Source organism: Mesorhizobium sp. YL-MeA3-2017 (assembly GCF_030814575.1).
Classification (GTDB): Bacteria; Pseudomonadota; Alphaproteobacteria; order Rhizobiales; family Rhizobiaceae; genus Mesorhizobium; species Mesorhizobium terrae.
This window is the reverse complement of the sequence record NZ_JAUSVH010000001.1, coordinates 4,070,238-4,088,234: the sequence shown is the minus strand read 5'-3', so window position 1 is coordinate 4,088,234 and position 17,997 is coordinate 4,070,238. Positions and strand designations below refer to the sequence as shown.

14 protein-coding genes are annotated in these 17,997 nt (G+C 61.2%); 4 read left to right on the top strand and 10 right to left on the bottom strand.

The annotated features are described in order from the left end of the window. Positions 1-6 precede the first annotated feature (6 nt). From QFZ88_RS19330 to QFZ88_RS19320, 3 genes are all read right to left on the bottom strand, one after another. A complete protein-coding gene (locus QFZ88_RS19330) occupies positions 7-1,548 on the bottom strand; it encodes a GumC family protein (protein WP_024924922.1) in 1,542 nt (513 codons plus the stop codon). A 135-nt stretch (positions 1,549-1,683) separates the two neighbouring features. Beyond that, positions 1,684-2,091, bottom strand: a complete 408-nt coding sequence (locus QFZ88_RS19325; protein WP_024924923.1) for a hypothetical protein — start codon at positions 2,089-2,091, stop codon at positions 1,684-1,686. Between the two features lie 77 nt (positions 2,092-2,168). Then, entirely contained in the window at positions 2,169-3,536 is a 1,368-nt protein-coding gene (locus QFZ88_RS19320; protein WP_036257083.1) for a GMC family oxidoreductase, read from the bottom strand. A 99-nt stretch (positions 3,537-3,635) separates the two neighbouring features. Between QFZ88_RS19320 and QFZ88_RS19315 the strand changes: the two genes are divergently transcribed. The 3 genes from QFZ88_RS19315 to QFZ88_RS19305 all read left to right on the top strand — a co-directional run bounded on the left by QFZ88_RS19315 (position 3,636) and on the right by QFZ88_RS19305 (position 6,008). After that, positions 3,636-3,794 carry a hypothetical protein gene (locus QFZ88_RS19315; RefSeq protein ID WP_161773097.1) on the top strand — a complete coding sequence of 53 codons (159 nt, stop codon included), beginning with the start codon at positions 3,636-3,638 and terminating at the stop codon, positions 3,792-3,794. A 148-nt stretch (positions 3,795-3,942) separates the two neighbouring features. Further along, positions 3,943-4,866 (top strand): glycosyltransferase, encoded by a 924-nt coding sequence (locus tag QFZ88_RS19310; RefSeq protein WP_036254123.1) that lies wholly within the window; start codon positions 3,943-3,945, stop codon positions 4,864-4,866. 458 nt (positions 4,867-5,324) lie between these two features. Next, positions 5,325-6,008 carry a sugar transferase gene (locus QFZ88_RS19305; RefSeq protein WP_024924926.1) on the top strand — a complete coding sequence of 228 codons (684 nt, stop codon included), beginning with the start codon at positions 5,325-5,327 and terminating at the stop codon, positions 6,006-6,008. Between the two features lie 46 nt (positions 6,009-6,054). Here QFZ88_RS19305 and QFZ88_RS19300 read toward each other — a convergent pair whose 3' ends face one another. Next, positions 6,055-6,846 carry a response regulator transcription factor gene (locus QFZ88_RS19300; protein ID WP_081766920.1) on the bottom strand — a complete coding sequence of 264 codons (792 nt, stop codon included), beginning with the start codon at positions 6,844-6,846 and terminating at the stop codon, positions 6,055-6,057. A 792-nt stretch (positions 6,847-7,638) separates the two neighbouring features. Here QFZ88_RS19300 and QFZ88_RS19295 point away from each other — a divergent pair. Further along, complete coding sequence (locus QFZ88_RS19295; protein ID WP_204367415.1) at positions 7,639-8,298, top strand: Crp/Fnr family transcriptional regulator; 660 nt, start codon at positions 7,639-7,641, stop codon at positions 8,296-8,298. A gap of 68 nt (positions 8,299-8,366) precedes the next feature. On the opposite strand, the gene QFZ88_RS19290 is transcribed toward QFZ88_RS19295, so the two are convergent. The 6 genes from QFZ88_RS19290 to QFZ88_RS19265 form a co-directional block, all read right to left on the bottom strand. Continuing rightward, positions 8,367-11,537, bottom strand: a complete 3,171-nt coding sequence (locus tag QFZ88_RS19290) for an efflux RND transporter permease subunit (RefSeq protein ID WP_024924929.1) — start codon at positions 11,535-11,537, stop codon at positions 8,367-8,369. Then, positions 11,534-12,772 carry an efflux RND transporter periplasmic adaptor subunit gene (locus tag QFZ88_RS19285; RefSeq protein WP_024924930.1) on the bottom strand — a complete coding sequence of 413 codons (1,239 nt, stop codon included), beginning with the start codon at positions 12,770-12,772 and terminating at the stop codon, positions 11,534-11,536. Before QFZ88_RS19285 ends, QFZ88_RS19290 begins: the two co-directional genes overlap by 4 nt. 296 nt (positions 12,773-13,068) lie before the next feature. Continuing rightward, positions 13,069-14,343, bottom strand: coding sequence for a D-tagatose-bisphosphate aldolase, class II, non-catalytic subunit (locus QFZ88_RS19280; RefSeq protein WP_024924931.1), 1,275 nt, complete (start codon positions 14,341-14,343; stop codon positions 13,069-13,071). Beyond that, positions 14,340-15,287 (bottom strand): tagatose kinase, encoded by a 948-nt coding sequence (locus QFZ88_RS19275; protein WP_024924932.1) that lies wholly within the window; start codon positions 15,285-15,287, stop codon positions 14,340-14,342. Before QFZ88_RS19275 ends, QFZ88_RS19280 begins: the two co-directional genes overlap by 4 nt. Before the next feature lie 27 nt (positions 15,288-15,314). Beyond that, positions 15,315-16,310, bottom strand: coding sequence for an ABC transporter permease (locus QFZ88_RS19270; RefSeq protein WP_024924933.1), 996 nt, complete (start codon positions 16,308-16,310; stop codon positions 15,315-15,317). Then, on the bottom strand, positions 16,307-17,929 hold the full coding sequence (locus tag QFZ88_RS19265) for a sugar ABC transporter ATP-binding protein (RefSeq protein ID WP_081766912.1): 1,623 nt from the start codon (positions 17,927-17,929) through the stop codon (positions 16,307-16,309). Before QFZ88_RS19265 ends, QFZ88_RS19270 begins: the two co-directional genes overlap by 4 nt. Positions 17,930-17,997: the final 68 nt, after the last annotated feature.

Genomic DNA, 17,997 nt, shown 5'->3' with positions numbered 1-17,997 from the left:
GTCACGTCACACCGCCCGCCGCGTGAATGGGTTGCCCAAGCCGGTTCGGCGCAGCCATGAAGAGGCCGACGTCTGGATCAATCCGGCCAGGCGCATCATCTGTGTGAAGCCCGGAAGCTGGTTCCAGATCTCGCTCGGCCCTTCATTGTCGCGGGGGATGTAGGCGATCGTCGCCAGCGGCTGGGTTTGCAGCAACTCGGCCAGCTCGTTCGGCCGGCGGATGGTCTTGTTCAGCAATTCGAGCAGGACGACTAGACCGAGACCGGCGCCGATGCCCGCAGCCAGCCCGACGCCCGCGATGCGGCGACGGTTCGGTTGGAAGGCTTTCTCCGGCACGACGGCCGGCTCGATCATCGACAGGCGTCCGCCCTTGGAACGGATTTCGATCTGCTCGCCGGTCGAGGCCTGCGCCAGCATCGCGGTGGCGGTATTATACTGTTCCTGGATATTGGCGCGGTTGCGGTTGAGCGAGTTCAGCGTCGTCTCGTTGGCCGGCGTCGCCGCGATGGACTTCGCCAGATCCGCGAGGTTTTTGGTGATCGAAGCCTTTTCCTGGGTGATGAAACGCAGCCGCTCGTCGATGTCCGACAGCTGGACATCCAGTTCGGTCGGCCCGGCCTTGCCGCCAGCGGCATTGGCAGCCTGAGCGTCTTTCAGGCTCTTTTGCACCGCTGCGATGCGGGCGCGCAGCGCAACGACGTTGGGACTGTTTTCCGCGAAGACGGTGAGCTGATCGGCCAGAGCCCTGTTCATGTCCTGCAGCATCTGTTCTTCGGGGCTGAGGGGACCCGCGCTGGCAACACGGCCGGTGTTGGCGAACAGCGAGACGAGATTGTCGCGCCGGCTGTGCAGCGCCGCCTCGTCACGCTCCAGCTGCGCGAGCCTTTCCTGCTGCGCACCCTGCTGGCTGCGCCTGAAATCGAGGCTGTCGGGCAATGCATCCTTGTTGGCGTTCTTGAACTTGAGGATGTCAGCCTCGATGCGGGTCAACTCGACGCCCAGCCTTTTGTTTTCCTGATCGAAGAACTGCATGGTGTCGCTGGCCCGTCCGGTGCGCATGCTGAGGTTCTTGCTCAGCATCGTCTCGACCAGATCGTTGGCGACCTTTGCCGCGAGATCGGGATCCTTCGCGTCGAAGGAAATGCTGAAGACTGTCGTGTTCTGAGGATCCCTGGTCGTGCTCAGCTCGACCGGCTCAAAATGGATGCGGTCGCGCATGTCGTCGGCCATTTCGAGCCCTGTGAGCCCTTCACCCTTGTTGGGGTAAACGTTCTGACGCTGGGCGAGCGCAACGAGATTATCCTGCGTGACGATTTCCTGCTCGATGAGCGCGAACTGGTCGGCAGCGCTGATCGGTACTGTCGTGCGCGCCATCTCGGCGGGAATTTGCGGGGCCTCGACGAGTATCTTGGCACTGGCGCGATAGAGCGGCGGCAACAGCAATGCCAAGACGATGCCGCCGATCGTAAAGGCGGCAACAATCCCCACCAGGTAAGGCAACCGCCTGAGGAGAATGGAGAGATAAAAACGGATGTCCAGGTCGTCCATCGCGAGGTCGCTCGGCCCGATGTGTATCCGGCCATATTCGAGGACCGGCAGGCCCGGCGATAGACAGCCTATAGGTGCTGTCCCGCCGGTGTGTGGCGTTGCTGGCGTTCATCCTTTTTGCGGGGCGCATCCCCCCTACGCATTACGGTCGCCTTCGACGGGACCTCTGGTCTCGCCATCTCGGCCTGAGCGCGAGGAGATTTCGATGTTGTGGGTGCGCGCGAACTGTATGGTTTCCACGCGAAGACCTTCGATGAAGGCTATTTCATCCTGCAGGAACAATATCCGCTGCATGGCTTGCGTCATCGCATTGGTCAGGTCGTCGACCTTGCCGGAAATGGCCTTGCCACCTTCATTTTCAAGCGCCTGCATCGAAAAGGCAGCGCGCTCCGCCGCCTGTCGATATCGTACCTGCAGACCCTTGCGCTCGCGGTCGATCTTCGTGCCAACGACTTTCAGTGTGTCCACCAGCTGGCGCAAAAGCGCGGCGTCGTTTTCGCGATCGCGTACGTGGTTTCGAACCCCGAAACTGAACAACGCCATTGGTCCCTTCTCCTCCTTAGACTGTGGCCGCGGCCCGGTCCGCTACTACGGACTCGACTGCCCCACATCGCGCCCGATCAGATCGGAACGGTTCGCATCGACGGCCTCTTTGCGACGACGCCGGCGACTTGCGAGCTGAGCCTGCGCAGATAGGAATCGCCCAGCCACAGAGCCAGTTTCATGATCGTGAAGGTCGGGTTGGCGCTGCCCGCCGTCGGAAACACCGACGCGCTGAGCGCGGCCACATTGGGCACTTCGTGACACCACAAATCAGGGTCGACAACAGAATCCTCAACCACCGTACCCATTCTGGTCGAGCCGGACGGATGCGCGCACGCTTCGGCCCGGTCGATGATTTGCGCCGCTCCCTCTCCTCGCGCCACCAACCAGGTCAACGGGCATATCCGGTCGAAACCGGCCTGGGTCCAGTACGCGCCGATGCGCGCGACACAGGATTGGAAAGTTTGCTCTTCCGTTTCCGTTGGTCCCCATTCGAACAGCGCCTTGGGCATGCCGAAGCGGTCGCGCTTCTCGGCAAGGCTGATGCGGTTGGCCCGGTGCGGCAATTGCTCGACACAGACCAGCAGCCGCAAGTCAACGGAAGCGGGAATGTAGAGCTGGTTGCGCATGATGCGCCACCAGGCGGCACGCGATACAAGGCCGAGGTTCCTGGACACGCGCCATATGTCGCCGGGATCGACGCGCCCCCGCTGCAATCCCTGCGCCAGACGCTTGATGTCGGCCAGTGGGCTTTCGGCGATGTCCATGGCGACATAGGCAAAGGCACTGGCGACCGCATCGTCATGCTGTGCTGATTTCGACAGTTCCAGATGCAGGTCTCGGCGCACGGAATTGACGAAGCGGTAGCCGAAAAGCCGGTTGGTGGCCGACGGATCACCGCGGCCGATCGTGGCGACTTCCGCCTTGAGATGATCCTGGAAATAGCGGCCGAGCACCCGGCAACGGCGGAAGGCATGTCCTTCCGAAATCCGATCCAGCAGCAAAAGCAGCCGCGTCGTTTCGATGGTGCCGGCGGCGATGACGAAATCGTTCGCGCGAACCGTAAGTGTCTTACCACCCAGGCTTCGAGCAGTGATGGCACTCAAGCACCCCGCGGCCCTATCCAGCTCGAAATCGCAGACGGTCGCGCCCAGCCAGATTTCCACTCCCGGCAGGTTTCTCAGGTCGTCGGCTAGCACCGTTGCGATGTTACATTGCTTGAAGGTCGGACACTTCGCCCAGCGCGGCGTCAAGGTCGTGTCGAAAGCGGGAAACATGGCTACGTCCGGCCGGTCGCCCGAAATATGCTCGTAGGAATCATGTCCCGTACCAAACAGGCTCTCGATCTCATGATGATATGCCTCGAGCTCGCCGAGCTGCAACGGCCATCGGGATTGCGAAATATAGGGGCGTGCACTGCTTTCGTGCGCGCTGATCGGGATCATCCGCCCGCCCCAACGGGTTGAGGAGCCGCCAAGACCGCGATAGCGCCCGGTCAAGGCCCGCGTATAGCGCGTAGCCGGGTCCTCGATTTCGTTCAGGCGATGGATTTCGTCATCAAAGCCTTCGATGCCGCTCTCGACGACAACGACCTTCCGCCCGCCTTGGGCGAGCCGGCGTGCAAACAGGAGTCCGCCAATGCCGGCACCGATCACGCATATCTGCGCGTCAATAAACCTCGAGCTTTCTTCGATTTCATCTAGTAATATCTTTGCCATATCTAACTTCTTTTCTTATAAATACGATTGCTTACTTTAATGTTTTTCTTTAAAACTGTAAATATATCCAATATTAATTATTGACTTTACAATTTATACGTGCCTTACTTATCGGCAATCGACAGGAGAGCATATGTCTTCGCATCCTCGCCTGAGCATTGTCATTCCTCACCTGAACGAACCTGACAGTTTGCAACGCTGCCTGGCGGCATTGAACGCACAGAGGAATCCGAACATTCCGTTCGAGATCATTGTGGTCGACAACGGGTCGCGGATACCGCCGCGCGCCGCTTGCGCGGCGGTTCCGGGGGTTAGGCTCGAAAGAGAATCCATTCCCGGTCCGGGCCCGGCCCGGAACCGCGGCGCAGCGGTAGCGAATGCGGATCTGCTCGCCTTCATCGACGCCGACTGTGTCGCGGCACCAGGATGGGTCCAGTCGATCGTTGCATTCATGGACAGCCAACCCGACATCGCCTTCCTCGGCGGGGATATCGGAATCTTGCCCACGCGCCCTGAGCGGTTGACAGCCATCGAAGCCTATGAATGCGTCTTCAGCTATCGCGCCAAACTCTATGTCGAACGGTATGGATTTGCCGCTACCGGCAACATGGCGGTGCGGGCCGATGTATTTCGCGCTGTGGGGCCGTTCGGCGGCATTGCGACGATGGAAGACACCGAATGGGGCCAGCGCGCCAGCGGCCGCGGATTGCGCATCGCTTATCTGCCGGAAGCCAAGGTGCTCACGCCTTCCTGCAAGTCCTTCGCGGAATTGAAACGTCGGTGGGACAGGCACATTTCGCATGAATTCGGAAAGGTCGGTCGTCATCCCGCGCGTGTCCTTTCATGGCTCGCGGAAAGCACGCTGGTCGCAGCCTCCCCGCCGATCGGCCTTGTTTCGATCCTCCGATCGAACCGTGTCGCCGGGTTGCGAGAGCGGTGCCTGGCGTTTGCTTGTCTGACCCGGGTTCGCCTCTACCGCGCCCGGCGCATGCTCAGCCTGGCATTCCACAACAATACCGCAGTCGTGGTCGGGTCATGGAATAGGGAAAAGTCGTAGGGGACACTCCAACTGGCGTAGCCCAGCAGCATCAAAGATGCGGTCGAGGGCGGCGCACCGCCTCCCATCTCCACCGAAAGCTCATCGCTATCATCAGTTTCAAGATTGCCGCAGCCTGCCGGGGCGTACGCAGCGTATCTTCGGATGACCGCACTCGACGCGTCGGGATTGGGCGATACCGATTTCATCCAACAAGACAGCGCGTCCGATATCAGAAATACTACTTACCGTTGCCATTTTCTATTTTTCGAACCGAACTAGATCAATACTTTAAATTCATGGATAGATAGAAGCTATACGTATCTAGATACAATTGAATATTGAAACAAATATCAGAATACAAGACCATAATAGTTACAATATATATGTGAAACGGCGGAACATTCACACCCGCCGAGCATAATTTACTGCGCGACTGCTTGCAGCCGCTCCCTTTGTCAAAAATCACGGTGTCATGAATGCTGGACGATCCGCCCAGAGCGTATCCGCTTGGCCTTCCGCTCGACATGATCCCTGCCGGTCAGGGCTTATGGCCGAGGAAAGTCTATTTCCGTGCAAAGCGCATGTTCGATTGCGTCGCCGTACTGGCGGCCGCACCACTGGTGCTGCCTGTGATAGGCACGCTCGCATTTTTCGTGCGCCGGGACGGCGAGAAGGCATTCTATTGCCAGGACCGCGTCGGCAGAAACGGCAAGACGTTCAAGCTCTGGAAGCTGCGCTCGATGATACCGAACGCGGAGGCTGTTCTGGAGCAATATCTTTGCGAAAATCCCGCTGCGCGAGCCGAATGGGACGCCAATCAGAAGCTCAGAAACGACCCCAGGATCACCAGACTCGGCCGCTATCTGCGCAAATACTCGATCGACGAGCTGCCGCAGTTGCTCAACGTGCTGCTCGGCGACATGAGCCTTGTCGGCCCACGCCCGATGTGCCCTGAACAGCAGCCATATTATCCCGGCACCGCCTATTTCTTTCTGCGCCCGGGCCTGACCGGCCCCTGGCAAATCAGCGACCGCAACGGATGCCCGTTCGCGGAGCGCGCGACTTATGACACGCGCTATTTTCACACCATGTCATTCAGTACGGACATGCGGATCATCCTGCGGACGGCTGGGGTGCTGGTCCGAGGAACAGGCCTCTGACCGATGCAAGATCATGCTGACACCCCCAGCCGGCGATGAAGCGGACCTATTTGTGAGAATAGGCCTCCAGATGCCTGGCGCTGAAATCGTCCGGGAACATATCGTTGATCTTGAAGGCCACTTCCGTTCGGTTGGTGGCTCTCAACTTCTTCATGATATTTCGAATATGCACCTTCACCGTGCTCTCGCGCAGATGAAGCTCGTAAGCGATGATCTTGTTTGCCTTTCCACGCCTCAAGGCCTCGGCGACCTCTGTCTGGCGTAGAGTGAACATGCCCGCCATCGGGTGAATGGTTTCGCCGCCCGCTTCGAGTGCCTTGCGCATCGCAAGCACGCTGCTTGCCGGCACAAAGACACCGCCGGCGAGCGCAAGGCTAATGGCCTCGACGCATATGCCAATGTTTACCGACGATGGGATGTAGCCGCGTGCGCCGCATTCCAAGGCCTTCAGGATTTGCGGCAATTCATCAGAATCCGCCATGACGATGACCGGCGTATCCTGGAATTCGGTGGTCAGCCCGCGAAGTTCCTCGGCGACCGAGGATTCACTCATTTTCCGGCCACCTATATTGAAGAGAATGGCCGATATGTTCGGATGAAGACTGCGCTTCGACTTCCACTCCTCTATCGAGGCGAAAGCCCGAACTTCCAGCCCAGTATTCTGCGCGGCAATACTCTGGGCAAAACATTCCCGGCCGAGCATGCGGGTGTCGATCATTGCCACGGCGCGTATGGTCGGATGCGGTAGCGCAATGGCATTCTCGCCAGCAATTGTTGACCGCTCCGGGTGGAAATGCACTGGATCAAGACTACTGCTATTTTCAACTGTCAGACTCATGGCTCTGAACTCCTTTAGGGATATCCGGCACGATGTCGGAACATGCCCGCTACCGCTTTTCAGAGCTTTCGTGGTGGCTGATGCAACCCCCATCAACTCCCCGTCGGCAGCGCGAACGCTGAATATTTGCACGAAACCCATTCGGCGTAATTAATTTGGATTAACCGATTGTTCACCACGTCGCGGCCGCTACTCCCATAGCTCTATGAATTTTACCACAACGCATATCTTCTAAAATTAAATATACTAATCCATATGATCAATCGTGCGAGAATTTACACAATCATACGCCAAAGCAATCTCAAGCACATATGAAGGCTAGACCGTTTTGGAAGACTAGATCAATGGATATCAACCATCATAACATGTCGATATGAATGCAAGATTTCGGTGCGCGTCGATGGAGAAGTATGTTGGTATCATGAAGACCGCCGCGATAAACTCGAAGCCGCCGCTGAGCACCGAACGGGCCGATCTTGTTGGCTGCAGGCATTCCGCACATGATGGCAGAAACGTTATTATGTTTCCTCGACCGACATGAACGCCTTTCAGGCTCAATGACAGAACCGGCAAAGCAATGGCGTAAAGTGCAATTGAAAATATTTCCGACAACCGCGAGAGTCCGCAACTGTTCCAGATCTGATCTGAAAACCGATTAACCCGCTAGCGGAAGTTGGAACCAGAACAACAACGGTAACCTGTTTGGTCACAGCATCTAACCCTTCCAAACTAATGGACGCCATCACTCTCAAGCTTGGCGCCTTTCTCACGCTTGGGCCGCGGGAAAAAACGATGCTTGAGGCGCTGCAGGAAACCGCCATCACCCTCAAGCCGGGTAGAGACCTCATCCAGGAAGGGGAGCACCATCACGCCGCGTACATCCTGCGCAACGGATGGGCTTGCTCCCACAAGCAAATGCGGGACGGCGGGCGGCAGATCATCGACATCCAGATTCCCGGCGACTTCATCGGGCTGCGCAGCTTGCTGTTGCGGACCTCGGACCAGGGCTTTACCACGCTGACCGACGTCGAACTGGCCAAGATCGGTACGGAAAAGATCTGGGACATGTTTCGCGTTACCCCGCGTCTGGCCGTGGCCCTGTTGTGGGTTGCCTCATGCGACCAGGCCGTGGTGGTGGAGCACCTGGTCAATATCGGCAAGCGCGATGCTCTGGCACGTACGGCTCACTTCCTGCTGGAGCTCGGGTCGAGGTTGAGCCTGGTCGGTCACGGCGAGGCCGACAGCTATGCCTGCCCGTTATCCCAGAGTATCCTCGCCGACGCGCTGGGCGTCACCGCCATTCACCTCAACCGTGTTCTTCGCCAGTTGCGCGAAGCAAAACTGCTTGTGTTCAAGGATGGTGTCATCACCATCCTGGACAGAAAGCGGCTTGCTGAAATGGCCGGGTTCGATTCCATCTACCTTGACCACCAACCACCGGTTCGCGACTGATCGAACCGGTGGCTCCGGCCGTTTCCCGATCCATCACCACGAGCCAGCGCTTGCCGAATGGCCGCCGGCTAAGGAGATGGCACCGGCCGTCCCGTGGTGCGAGCCTCCCGCCTCAGAACGATCCGACGGATCACGACATAAAAGACCGGCGTCAGGATCAATCCGAAAAGCGTGACGCCAAGCATGCCGGCGAACACCGCGATGCCCATGGCATGACGCATCTCGGCGCCCGCGCCTGTCGCAATGACGAGGGGCACCACGCCCGCGATGAAGGCAAGCGATGTCATCAGGATCGGCCTCAGACGCAGGCGCGCGGCTTCGAGTACCGCCGCGAGCGGATCCCTGCCCTTCTTTTCCTCTTCGTGGGCAAACTCCACAATCAAGATGGCGTTCTTGGCCGCGAGACCCACCAGCACGACGAAAGCAATCTGGGTGAAGATGTTGTTGTCACCGCTGGAAAACCAGACCCCGGCGATGGCGGAGAGCAGCGCCAACGGCGCGATGAGCAGCACCGCGAAAGGCAGAGACCAGCTGTTATACTGAGCGGCCAGGATCAGGAACGCCAACAGCACCGCCAGGGGGAACACGATCATTGCCGTGTTGCCGGCTAATTTCTCCTGATAGGTCAGGTCGGTCCACTCAAAGGCCATGCCAGCCGGCAGCGTTTCGTTCAGAATACGTTCGATCGCCGCCGTAGCCTGCCCCGACGAATACCCCGGAGCCGGACCTCCGGTGATGTCGACCGACGGATAGCCGTTGTAATGCATCACTCGATCCGGCCCCGAACTGGTAGCGATGGTTGCAAGGGCTGCGAGCGGCAGCATCTCGCCCGCCGCATTGCGAACCTTGAGGCGCGCTATGTCGTCGACCTGAGCGCGGAACGGCTCGTCGGCCTGAACGATGACGCGGTAGGTACGCCCGAAACGATTGAAGTCGTTGGCGTACAGGGACCCCAGATTGACCTGCAACGTGTCGAAGACCGCCGTCAGCGGAACGCCCTGAGCCTTGGCTTTCACGCGGTCGAGATCGACCTGGACCTGCGGCGCGTTCACCTGGAAACTCGCCATCATGCCGGCAAGCTCCGGTGCCTGCATGGCCCTCGCCATGATCTCGCCCTGCGCCTTGGCAAGGGCTTCAAGGCCCGCCCCTGAGCGATCCTCGATCTGAAGTTTGAACCCACCGGTCGTGCCAAGCCCCGGCACCGGCGGCGGCGGGAATATGCCGACGAAGCCATCCGGAATCTGACTGTATTTGCCCATCAATCGCCCGGCGATGGCATTGGCGCCAAGTGCGGGATCCTTGCGCTGTTCGAACGGATCGAGCATGGCGAAGATGACGGCGGCGTTTGGCAGGTTGACGAAACCGTTGACCGACAAACCGGGGAAGGCCACCACGCTTTCAACGCCGGGCTCAGCCAGTGCGATCCTGGACATCTCCTTGACGACGGCTTCGGTCCGGTCGAGCGAGGCACCGGATGGCAACTGCGCGATACCGACAAGATAATATTTGTCCTGCGCGGGTACGAAACCCGTCGGGATGCTCTGGAACCCCATCCAGGTTGCCCCCAGCAACCCCGCATAGACCACCAAGACAACGCCGCTGACGCGAACCGCGCGCCGCGCCGCGCCGACATAGGCATTCGACGCGCTGTCGAAGAAACGATTGAACAGGCGGAAGAACCAGCCGAACGCGAAGTCGATGCCGCGGGTCAGCCAATCGCGGCCATGCCCGGCGTGGTGCGATTTCAAGAGCAGACCAGCCAGCGCCGGCGACAGGGTCAGGGAGTTGATCGCCGACAGAACCGTCGAGATGGCGATGGTAACCGCGAACTGGCGATAGAATTCGCCTTGCAGGCCGGACAGGAATGCCGAAGGGATGAAGACCGCGGCAAGAACCGATGTGATCGCGATGATCGGCGCGGTCACCTCATCCATCGCCTTGCGAGCCGCTTCTTTCGGCGTTTCACCAAGCCCGATATGTCGTTCGACGTTCTCGACGACCACGATGGCATCGTCGACCACGATGCCGATCGACAACACCAGGCCGAACAGGGACAAGGTGTTGAGCGAGAAGCCCAGCAGATACATCACCGCGAGCGTGCCGATGAGCGATATCGGAACGGCGACGAGCGGGATGACGGAGGCGCGCCAGGTTTGCAGGAACAGGACAACGACGATCACCACCAGAATGATCGCTTCGACCAGCGTCTGCACCACCGCCGCCAGGGACGCCCGCACGAACACGGTTGGATCATAAGCGATCCGGTATTCGAGGCCCTCCGGGAAGTTGCGCTTCAACTGCTCCATCTCGGCGCGAACCGCGCTTGAAACATCGAGCGCGTTTGCCCCGGGACGCTGAATGATCTGCATTGCGACGGCCGGCTCGCCGTCAAGCAGGCTGCGCAGCGCATAAGCATCGGCGCCTAGCCCAATGCGCGCGACATCGCGCAGGCGCACGGTCTGCCCGTCTTCACCTGTCTTGATGATGATGTCGCCGAACTGTTCTTCGCTGGATAGCCGCCCAAGCGTGCTGACGGTGACCTGATAGCTTGCCGCCTGCGACGGCTGCTGGCCAACCGAACCAGCGGCCACCTGGACGTTCTGCTCGCGAATGGCCGCGATGACATCGCTTGCTGTCAGACCACGCGCGGCAACCTTGGCTGGGTCCAGCCAGATGCGCATGGCATATTCGCCCGCGCCCCATACGATGGCATCGCCGACCCCAGGCAGACGCGCGATCGTGTCTCGAACCTGAAGCGTGGCAAAGTTGGAGATATAGAGCGGATCGTAGCGTTTGTCGGGCGAGACGAGGTGAACCACCATGAGAATGTCGGGCGACGTCTTCTGCGTCACGACACCGATGCGCTGAACCTCCTCGGGCAGACGCGGCAGCGCGCGCGAGACGCGGTTCTGCACCTGGATCTGCGCCATGTCCGGATCGGTGCCCTGGGCGAAGGTCACCGTCAGCGTCATCCTGCCGTCGGTCGCCGCCTGCGAGCTCATATAGAGCATGCCTTCGACACCGTTGATCGACTGTTCGAGCGGGGCGGCCACGGTTTCGGCAATGACTTCAGGGCTGGCGCCGGGATAGCTCGCCGTCACCTGCACCGTTGGCGGGGTGACGGCCGGGTATTCGCTCAAGGGAAGCCGGAACAGCGTGATCACGCCGGCAATCAGCATCAGTGCCGAAAGGACGACGGCGAAGATCGGGCGGTCGATGAAAAAGCGAGGCAGGTTCATTGACGCGCCTCCTGTGTTTCACCGCTGATTACGCCCTCGGCGGAGCGTTGACTCGGCGCCATCGCGATCCGGTTCGGGGTCACCTGCATGCCAGGTCTAACCAGACCCTTGATGATGATCGTTTCCTTGGGCCCGAGACCGCTTGCAACGACACGCAGTCCCTCGTTCATCGGACCAAGCTCGACAGGCCGGTATTCGACCTTGTCGCCAGCACCGAGCACGAGCACGTAGCGACGCCCCTGGTCGGTGCCGATTGCCTGATCATCGATCAGGACGGTCTCGCGCGGAGTGCTGGTGGCAAGCTTCACCCGCGCAAACAGGCCGGGAATGAGTCGGCCGTCGGGATTGGCGAGCACCGCGCGGGCGCGGATCGTGCCGGTGGCGCGATCGATGCGGTTGCCTACAAAATCCAGTCTGCCGGAATGCGGATGGCCGTTCTCGGTCGCAAGGCCAACGCTGACCGGAAGCGAGCCGCCCTTTTGATCGACTGTTTCGGGTCGTGCCTGGCTGAGGAAATCCAGATAGGTCGGCTCGTCGATATCGAAATAGACCTGCACGGGATCGACTGAAACGATCGTGGTGAGCAGCGTCGCGGACGCCCCTGACGCGCCGGTGACGAGATTGCCTTCCGTCACCAGCACCCGATCGACGCGCCCGTCGATCGGCGCGGTGACGCGCGAATACGAAAGATCGAGCCGGGCTGCGGCGACCGCGGCCGTCGCCTCCAGTACCTGCGCCTGCCGCTCCCGTTTCCTGGACAAGGCATCGTCGTAAGTCTTCCTGGAGATGGCACCGCTTGGAGCCAGCCGCTGCGAGCGATCGAGGTCGGTCTCAGCCTGGGACAAGAGGATCTCGGCCCGCTGCAATTGCGCTTCAGCATTCTGGAGCGCGACCTCGAACGGCCTGGGATCAATCTGGAAAAGCAGCTGCCCACGTTCGACAAGCCCCCCTTCCGGTACGTCGACGGTCTCGATCGTGCCGCCAATGCGCGACCTCAGCTCAACCATCTTGGCCGCCTCCACCACGCCGGTAAACTCCGACGACGTCGCCATAACGCGCGTGACGACCTCGGCCACGGGAACTTGAGGCGGCGGGGGAACAGATGCGGCCTCACTTGCTTCACCTGACGCGGATGCCCGGCCAATATAGGTCGGCACACCATTGAGATAGGCAAGCAAAGCGCCGCCGCTCAACGCCACCGCCACAAACAGAAACGTTCTCGATTTCAGAACCAATTGCACCGCCTCGCCGCTTCAGCGAGCGCCGTTTCCGGCGACACCGCTTGATGATTTGCGGCGACGGTACGGGTTCCAATGATTGGAAGGTCAACAGGGTTTTGCGGGTTGTGGTTCGGGCATCATCGAGTTGGGATTTGGGCATTGACGTCGACGATGTGAGATCGCGTTGCAATGCCCCTGGGTGCCTAGCTTGATCGATACGCCCTAAACACGTCAGTGTGGCATAATTTCATGCAGCCTCTTCTACTTGAGGTTTTTCGACGTCATTTTATTTTGTCGCTCCAAGCGCTCGATCACCCGGTTGCGTCGTTGTAGCTTCGTATGACGCTGCGTATTGCCTCCAGCACCAGCGCCCGCGCCGCTGCTTCCACCTTGCCGGCCGCGACGGCCGGGTAGAGCGCGCCGAGATACTGGCTGATCAGCGTTTCAGGCAGGATGCGACCTTCGAGCCGCTTGAACAGCGCATCGACGAGGGCAGTTGCCTGCGGATGTGGCCAGTAATATCGGATGCGGTCGCTGTAGGAGAAGTGGCGCTGGAGGCGAAGGTCGGCAGCCGCGCCGTGATAATACTTCTCCCAATTCTTGGGCTCGGCGAGCAGCAGTGCCTCCATGCCAGGGCGAATGGTCTCGGGTCCGCCATCAAGGAAGGCGGCGATCTGGTCGAGGCCGTAGAGCGCTTCGCGCAGCGCGAAGGTGAGGCCCGGGCCAACCTTCAGGATGGCAAAGCCGTCTTCCACGAGCGCCCGTAAAGCCGACACCGGCTGATAGTCAGTCGAATGCGCCTCGAAGACGAATTGCGGCATTTGGCGCAGGACGCCGCTGAGATCGCGGGCGGCGGCACGGTCGTAGACCACGACGTTCTCATTGCCGAACTCCACGCCCGGCTGCACCACGGCGCCGATGGCGCGGGCGAAGGCATCCTCGAGACCGAGTGCGCCGAATGCCTTGCGATGGACCTCCACGGTTTCGAGGGCAGCAGCCGGCGTTGTCAGTTCCAGATGATCGAGCGCCTCCATGGCGCCGCCGGGGATCGGCACTTCCGTGCCAATGATATAGACGGGCAGATCGTAGCCTGATTCTGCCGCCGCACGCTCGGCAACCAGCGCAAGGCGCGCGGCACGCGCGGCGGTCTCGGCATCCGACAGCGCCACCGGCTCTCCGGCACAGCCCATCGAGGTGTCGAGGTGGATCTTCGTGAAGCCGGCGCGCACGAAGGCATCCATCATCGCCTCGGAGCGCTGCATCGCGTCTTCCGCCGGCAGGTGCTTCCACGGATTGGGGCCGAGATGGTCGCCGCCAAGGATGAGGCGGCGCGTATTGAAGCCGACACGGACGGCGATCTCTTCCACGAAGCGGCGAAACTCGGCAGGCGTCATGCCGGTATAGCCACCCTCCTGGTTCACTTGGTTGCAGGTGGCCTCGATCAGGACGTCCTTTTCGACCGAGAGGCTTTCGAGGAAGGCGGCCTCGATCACCAATGGGTGGGCCGAACAAATGGAGGAGATGCCTCGCCGTTCGCCAGCCGCATAGCGGGCGGGAAGATCGGCGAGTGTGCTGGTGGCGCTCATGCCGCACCTCCCTGATTGTGCAAGAATGTTTCGATCTCGGCCATGGTGGAGGTGCCCTCCATCGGCCCCTTCACACCCACGGCGCGTGCACCGGTGGCATTGGCGATGGTCAGCGCCTTGCGAGATTCCATCCCGCGCAGCCAGCAGGTGACGAAGGCTGCGCCAAAACTGTCGCCCGCGCCGGTCGGATCGATTTCGTCCACCTCGAACGCAGGGACGAAAACCTCGCCGGCGGCATCGAAATAGCTGGCGCCGTCCGCCCCGCGCTTGATGACCACGACCTTGATGCCACGCGCGAGCAGCTCTGCGACGGCCAGTTTTTCTTCCATCGCTTCGGTGAAAAGAAAGATCTCCGCGCCGCTCGGCATGAACAGGTCGGTGTTTTCCAGAGCGTGGGAGAGTGCTGCGCGCATGCCGGGCAGCTCCAGCATCTCCTTGCGGATGTTGGGATCGAAGGAGACGGTGCCGCCCTTGGCCTTGATGCGCGACGTCGCTTCGAAGATGGCCGACACGATGCCGTCGAAGAACAGCGCCGAGCCCATGATGTGCAGGTGGTTAGCGCCGTCGATCAGCTTCTCCGCCTCGGGCGTCAAGCCGATAGCGCTGCAAGCGCTATGCCGGATGTTGTAGATGAAATCGCGGTTGCCGTCCGGCCGGTAGCGCACGAAGGCGCTGCCGGTGGCCGCAGTGGGATGGACGCCGATGGCGGACACATCGGCGCCGTCCCGGGCGAGGCGTTCGACATTGAGCACGCCGAAATCGTCATTGCCGACGGCGCTGACGATGCCGCAGGGCTGGCCGAGCTTCGCCACTTGGTCGATGAAGATCGCCGGCGCACCAGACGCGAAGGGACCGACAAGCGGAATGGCGGTGGTGAAACCGTGCCCCGGCTCAACGGCCATGATCTCGACGACGATCTCGCCGATGGTGATGATCTTTTTCATGATTGCTTACCGAGGATTGCTTGCCGGTCAGGCCCGGGCGGATTTGCTGCGCACGTCGAGCCAGACGGCGACGAGGATGACGACGCCCTTGACGATGAGCTGGTAGAAATAGGGCACCGACAGCATGTTCATGCCGTTGTTGATGACGCCGATGATGAGCGCGCCGAGGATGGTGCCGACGATGGTGCCGACACCACCGGCGAGCGAGGTGCCGCCGAGAACCACGGCCGCGATGGCGTCGAGTTCGTATCCCATGCCGGCATTGGTCTGTGCCGACGACAGGCGCGAGGACAAAAGCATGCCGCTGATCGCGGCCATCATGCCGGAGATGGTGAAGACAATGATCTTGATCCGGTCCACGCGGATGCCCGAATAGACCGCCGCCTCCCGGTTGCCGCCGGTGAGATAGACCTGCCGCCCGAAGATCGTCTTGGACAGGACGATGTGGTTGACCACGAACAGCACGGCCATGATCCAGATGATGATCGGGATGCCAAGCCAGCTTTCGGCGCCGATGGCGAGCCAGGTCTCGTTCTCGATCATCGCCGGCGCGCCGTTGGTAGGCAGGCTGACCGCGCCGCGATAGATGCCCATCGTCGCCACCGTCACGATGAAGGATGGCAACATCAGCTTCGCCGACAGCGTGCCGTTGAGCGCGCCCATGAGCGCGCCCGCCGCCAGCGTCAGCGCCACGACCGGGACGAAACCGAAACCCATGGCGAAGGCCTGCGCCGCCACCATGCCGGAGACGGCGATGATGGAGCCGATCGACAGGTCGATGTCGCCGAGCAGGATGACATAGGTCATGCCGTAGGCGGCGACCGCGATGACCGCCACCTGCTGCATGATGTTCATGAAGTTGTTCAAGGCCAGGAAGCGCGGGCTCATCACCGAGAACACGACGCACAGCACGGCCAGCGAAATGATGATGCCGCTATATTGGCGCACCGTCGGCGAGGCCAGGAACGAGCCGCGAACCTCGGTGTCTGCGGCCTTCTTCTGGATGTCCTGCACGTTGCTCATGCGTTTATCCCCGCTGCATGGGTCATGACGGTTTCGGGTGTGAGGCCGTCGGCTTCCAACACGGCGGCGATGGACTTGTCGTGCATCACCACCACGCGGTCGCTGAGGCCCAGAACCTCCGGAAGCTCGGAGGAGACCATCAGGATCGCGGTGCCGTTGGCGGCGAGTTCGCGGATGATGCAGTAGATCTCGAACTTGGCGCCGACGTCGACGCCGCGGGTCGGCTCGTCCAGGATCAGCACGCGCGGCTTGATCCGGAGCCACTTGGCCAGCACGATCTTCTGCTGGTTGCCGCCGCTCAGCGAACCGGCCCTGGTGTCGATCGAGGCGGTCTTGATGGCCAGGCGCTTCACCTCGGCCCGGGCCGCCTTGCGCTCCGCCGCGCCGCGCATCAGGCCGAGCGGTGCGGAAAGCTGGCCGAGCGCGACCATGTTGATGTTGCGCTCCACGCTGTGGGGTAGCACCAGGCCTTCTTCCTTGCGATTCTCGGTGACGAAGGCGATGCCGGCGCGAATGGCCTGCGCCGACGAGGCGAACGCGACCGGCCTGCCGTCGAGCAGGATTTCGCCGTGCGGCGCATACATGCCGAACAGCGCCTTCATCACGTCGGAGCGGCCCGACCCGACGAGGCCGAACAGGCCGACGACCTCGCCCGGCTTCACGTCGATCGAGACGTCGCGAAACTTGCCGGCAAGGGTGAGTTGCTTCGTCGCCAGAACCGGCGGCGTATTGGGCGACGGACGCGGCGCCTCGCGCGGCGGGTAGATGTCGTTCATCGCGCGGCCGACCATCAGCGTGATCAGCTTGTCGATGCTGGTCTCACTCTTCTCGGTGGTGGTGACGTATTCGCCGTCGCGCATGACGGTGATGTCGTCGGAGAGCCGCATGATCTCTTCCATGCGATGAGAGATGTAGATCACCGCCTTGCCCTGGCCCTTAAGCCGCTCGACGATGGTGAACAGGATTTCGGCCTCGCTGTCGGACAGCGACGATGTCGGCTCGTCGAGGATGATCACGTCGGCCGGCAGGCTGAGGCCCTTGGCGATCTCGACCAGCTGGCGCTGGGCGATCGACAGATCACCGACCTTGGCGCGCACGTCGACCGGCAGGCCTAGTTCACGGATCAGGCGCTCGGCGGCGGCATTGAGTTCGCGGTCGCGGATGAAGCCGAAACGGCTGGGCTCATGGCTGGCGAAGATGTTCTCGGCCACCGACAGGTTGCGGCAGAGGCTGAGTTCCTGGAACACGATGGAAATGCCGTGCGCGCGGGCGTCGCGCGGATTGCGCGGCGTGTAGGCGCTGCCCTTCAGCACGATGTTGCCCGCCGTCGGCGTGAAGACGCCGGCGAGGATCTTCATCAAAGTGGACTTGCCGGCGCCGTTTTCCCCCAGCAGCGTGTGAACGCGCCCACGCCGCACGGTGAGGTTCATGCGCTTGAGCGCCACCACCGGCCCGAACGACTTCGCGATGTCGCGGATTTCGAGCACCACGTCGCCCGCGGCCTGCGGGGCATCGGGATGAGTGGTTTGGCTGGTGGCTGTCACGGATCGCTCCTCGATAACCAGACGGCTCGCCCGCCGACGGCGCGGCGCGCGAAACGCTTCCTTTGTGCGGGGCATGCGTGAGTGTCGGCGCCCGGCCGGGCGGGCGCCAGGAGAAAGGACAGCGGCGGTTCCCGCCGCCGTCC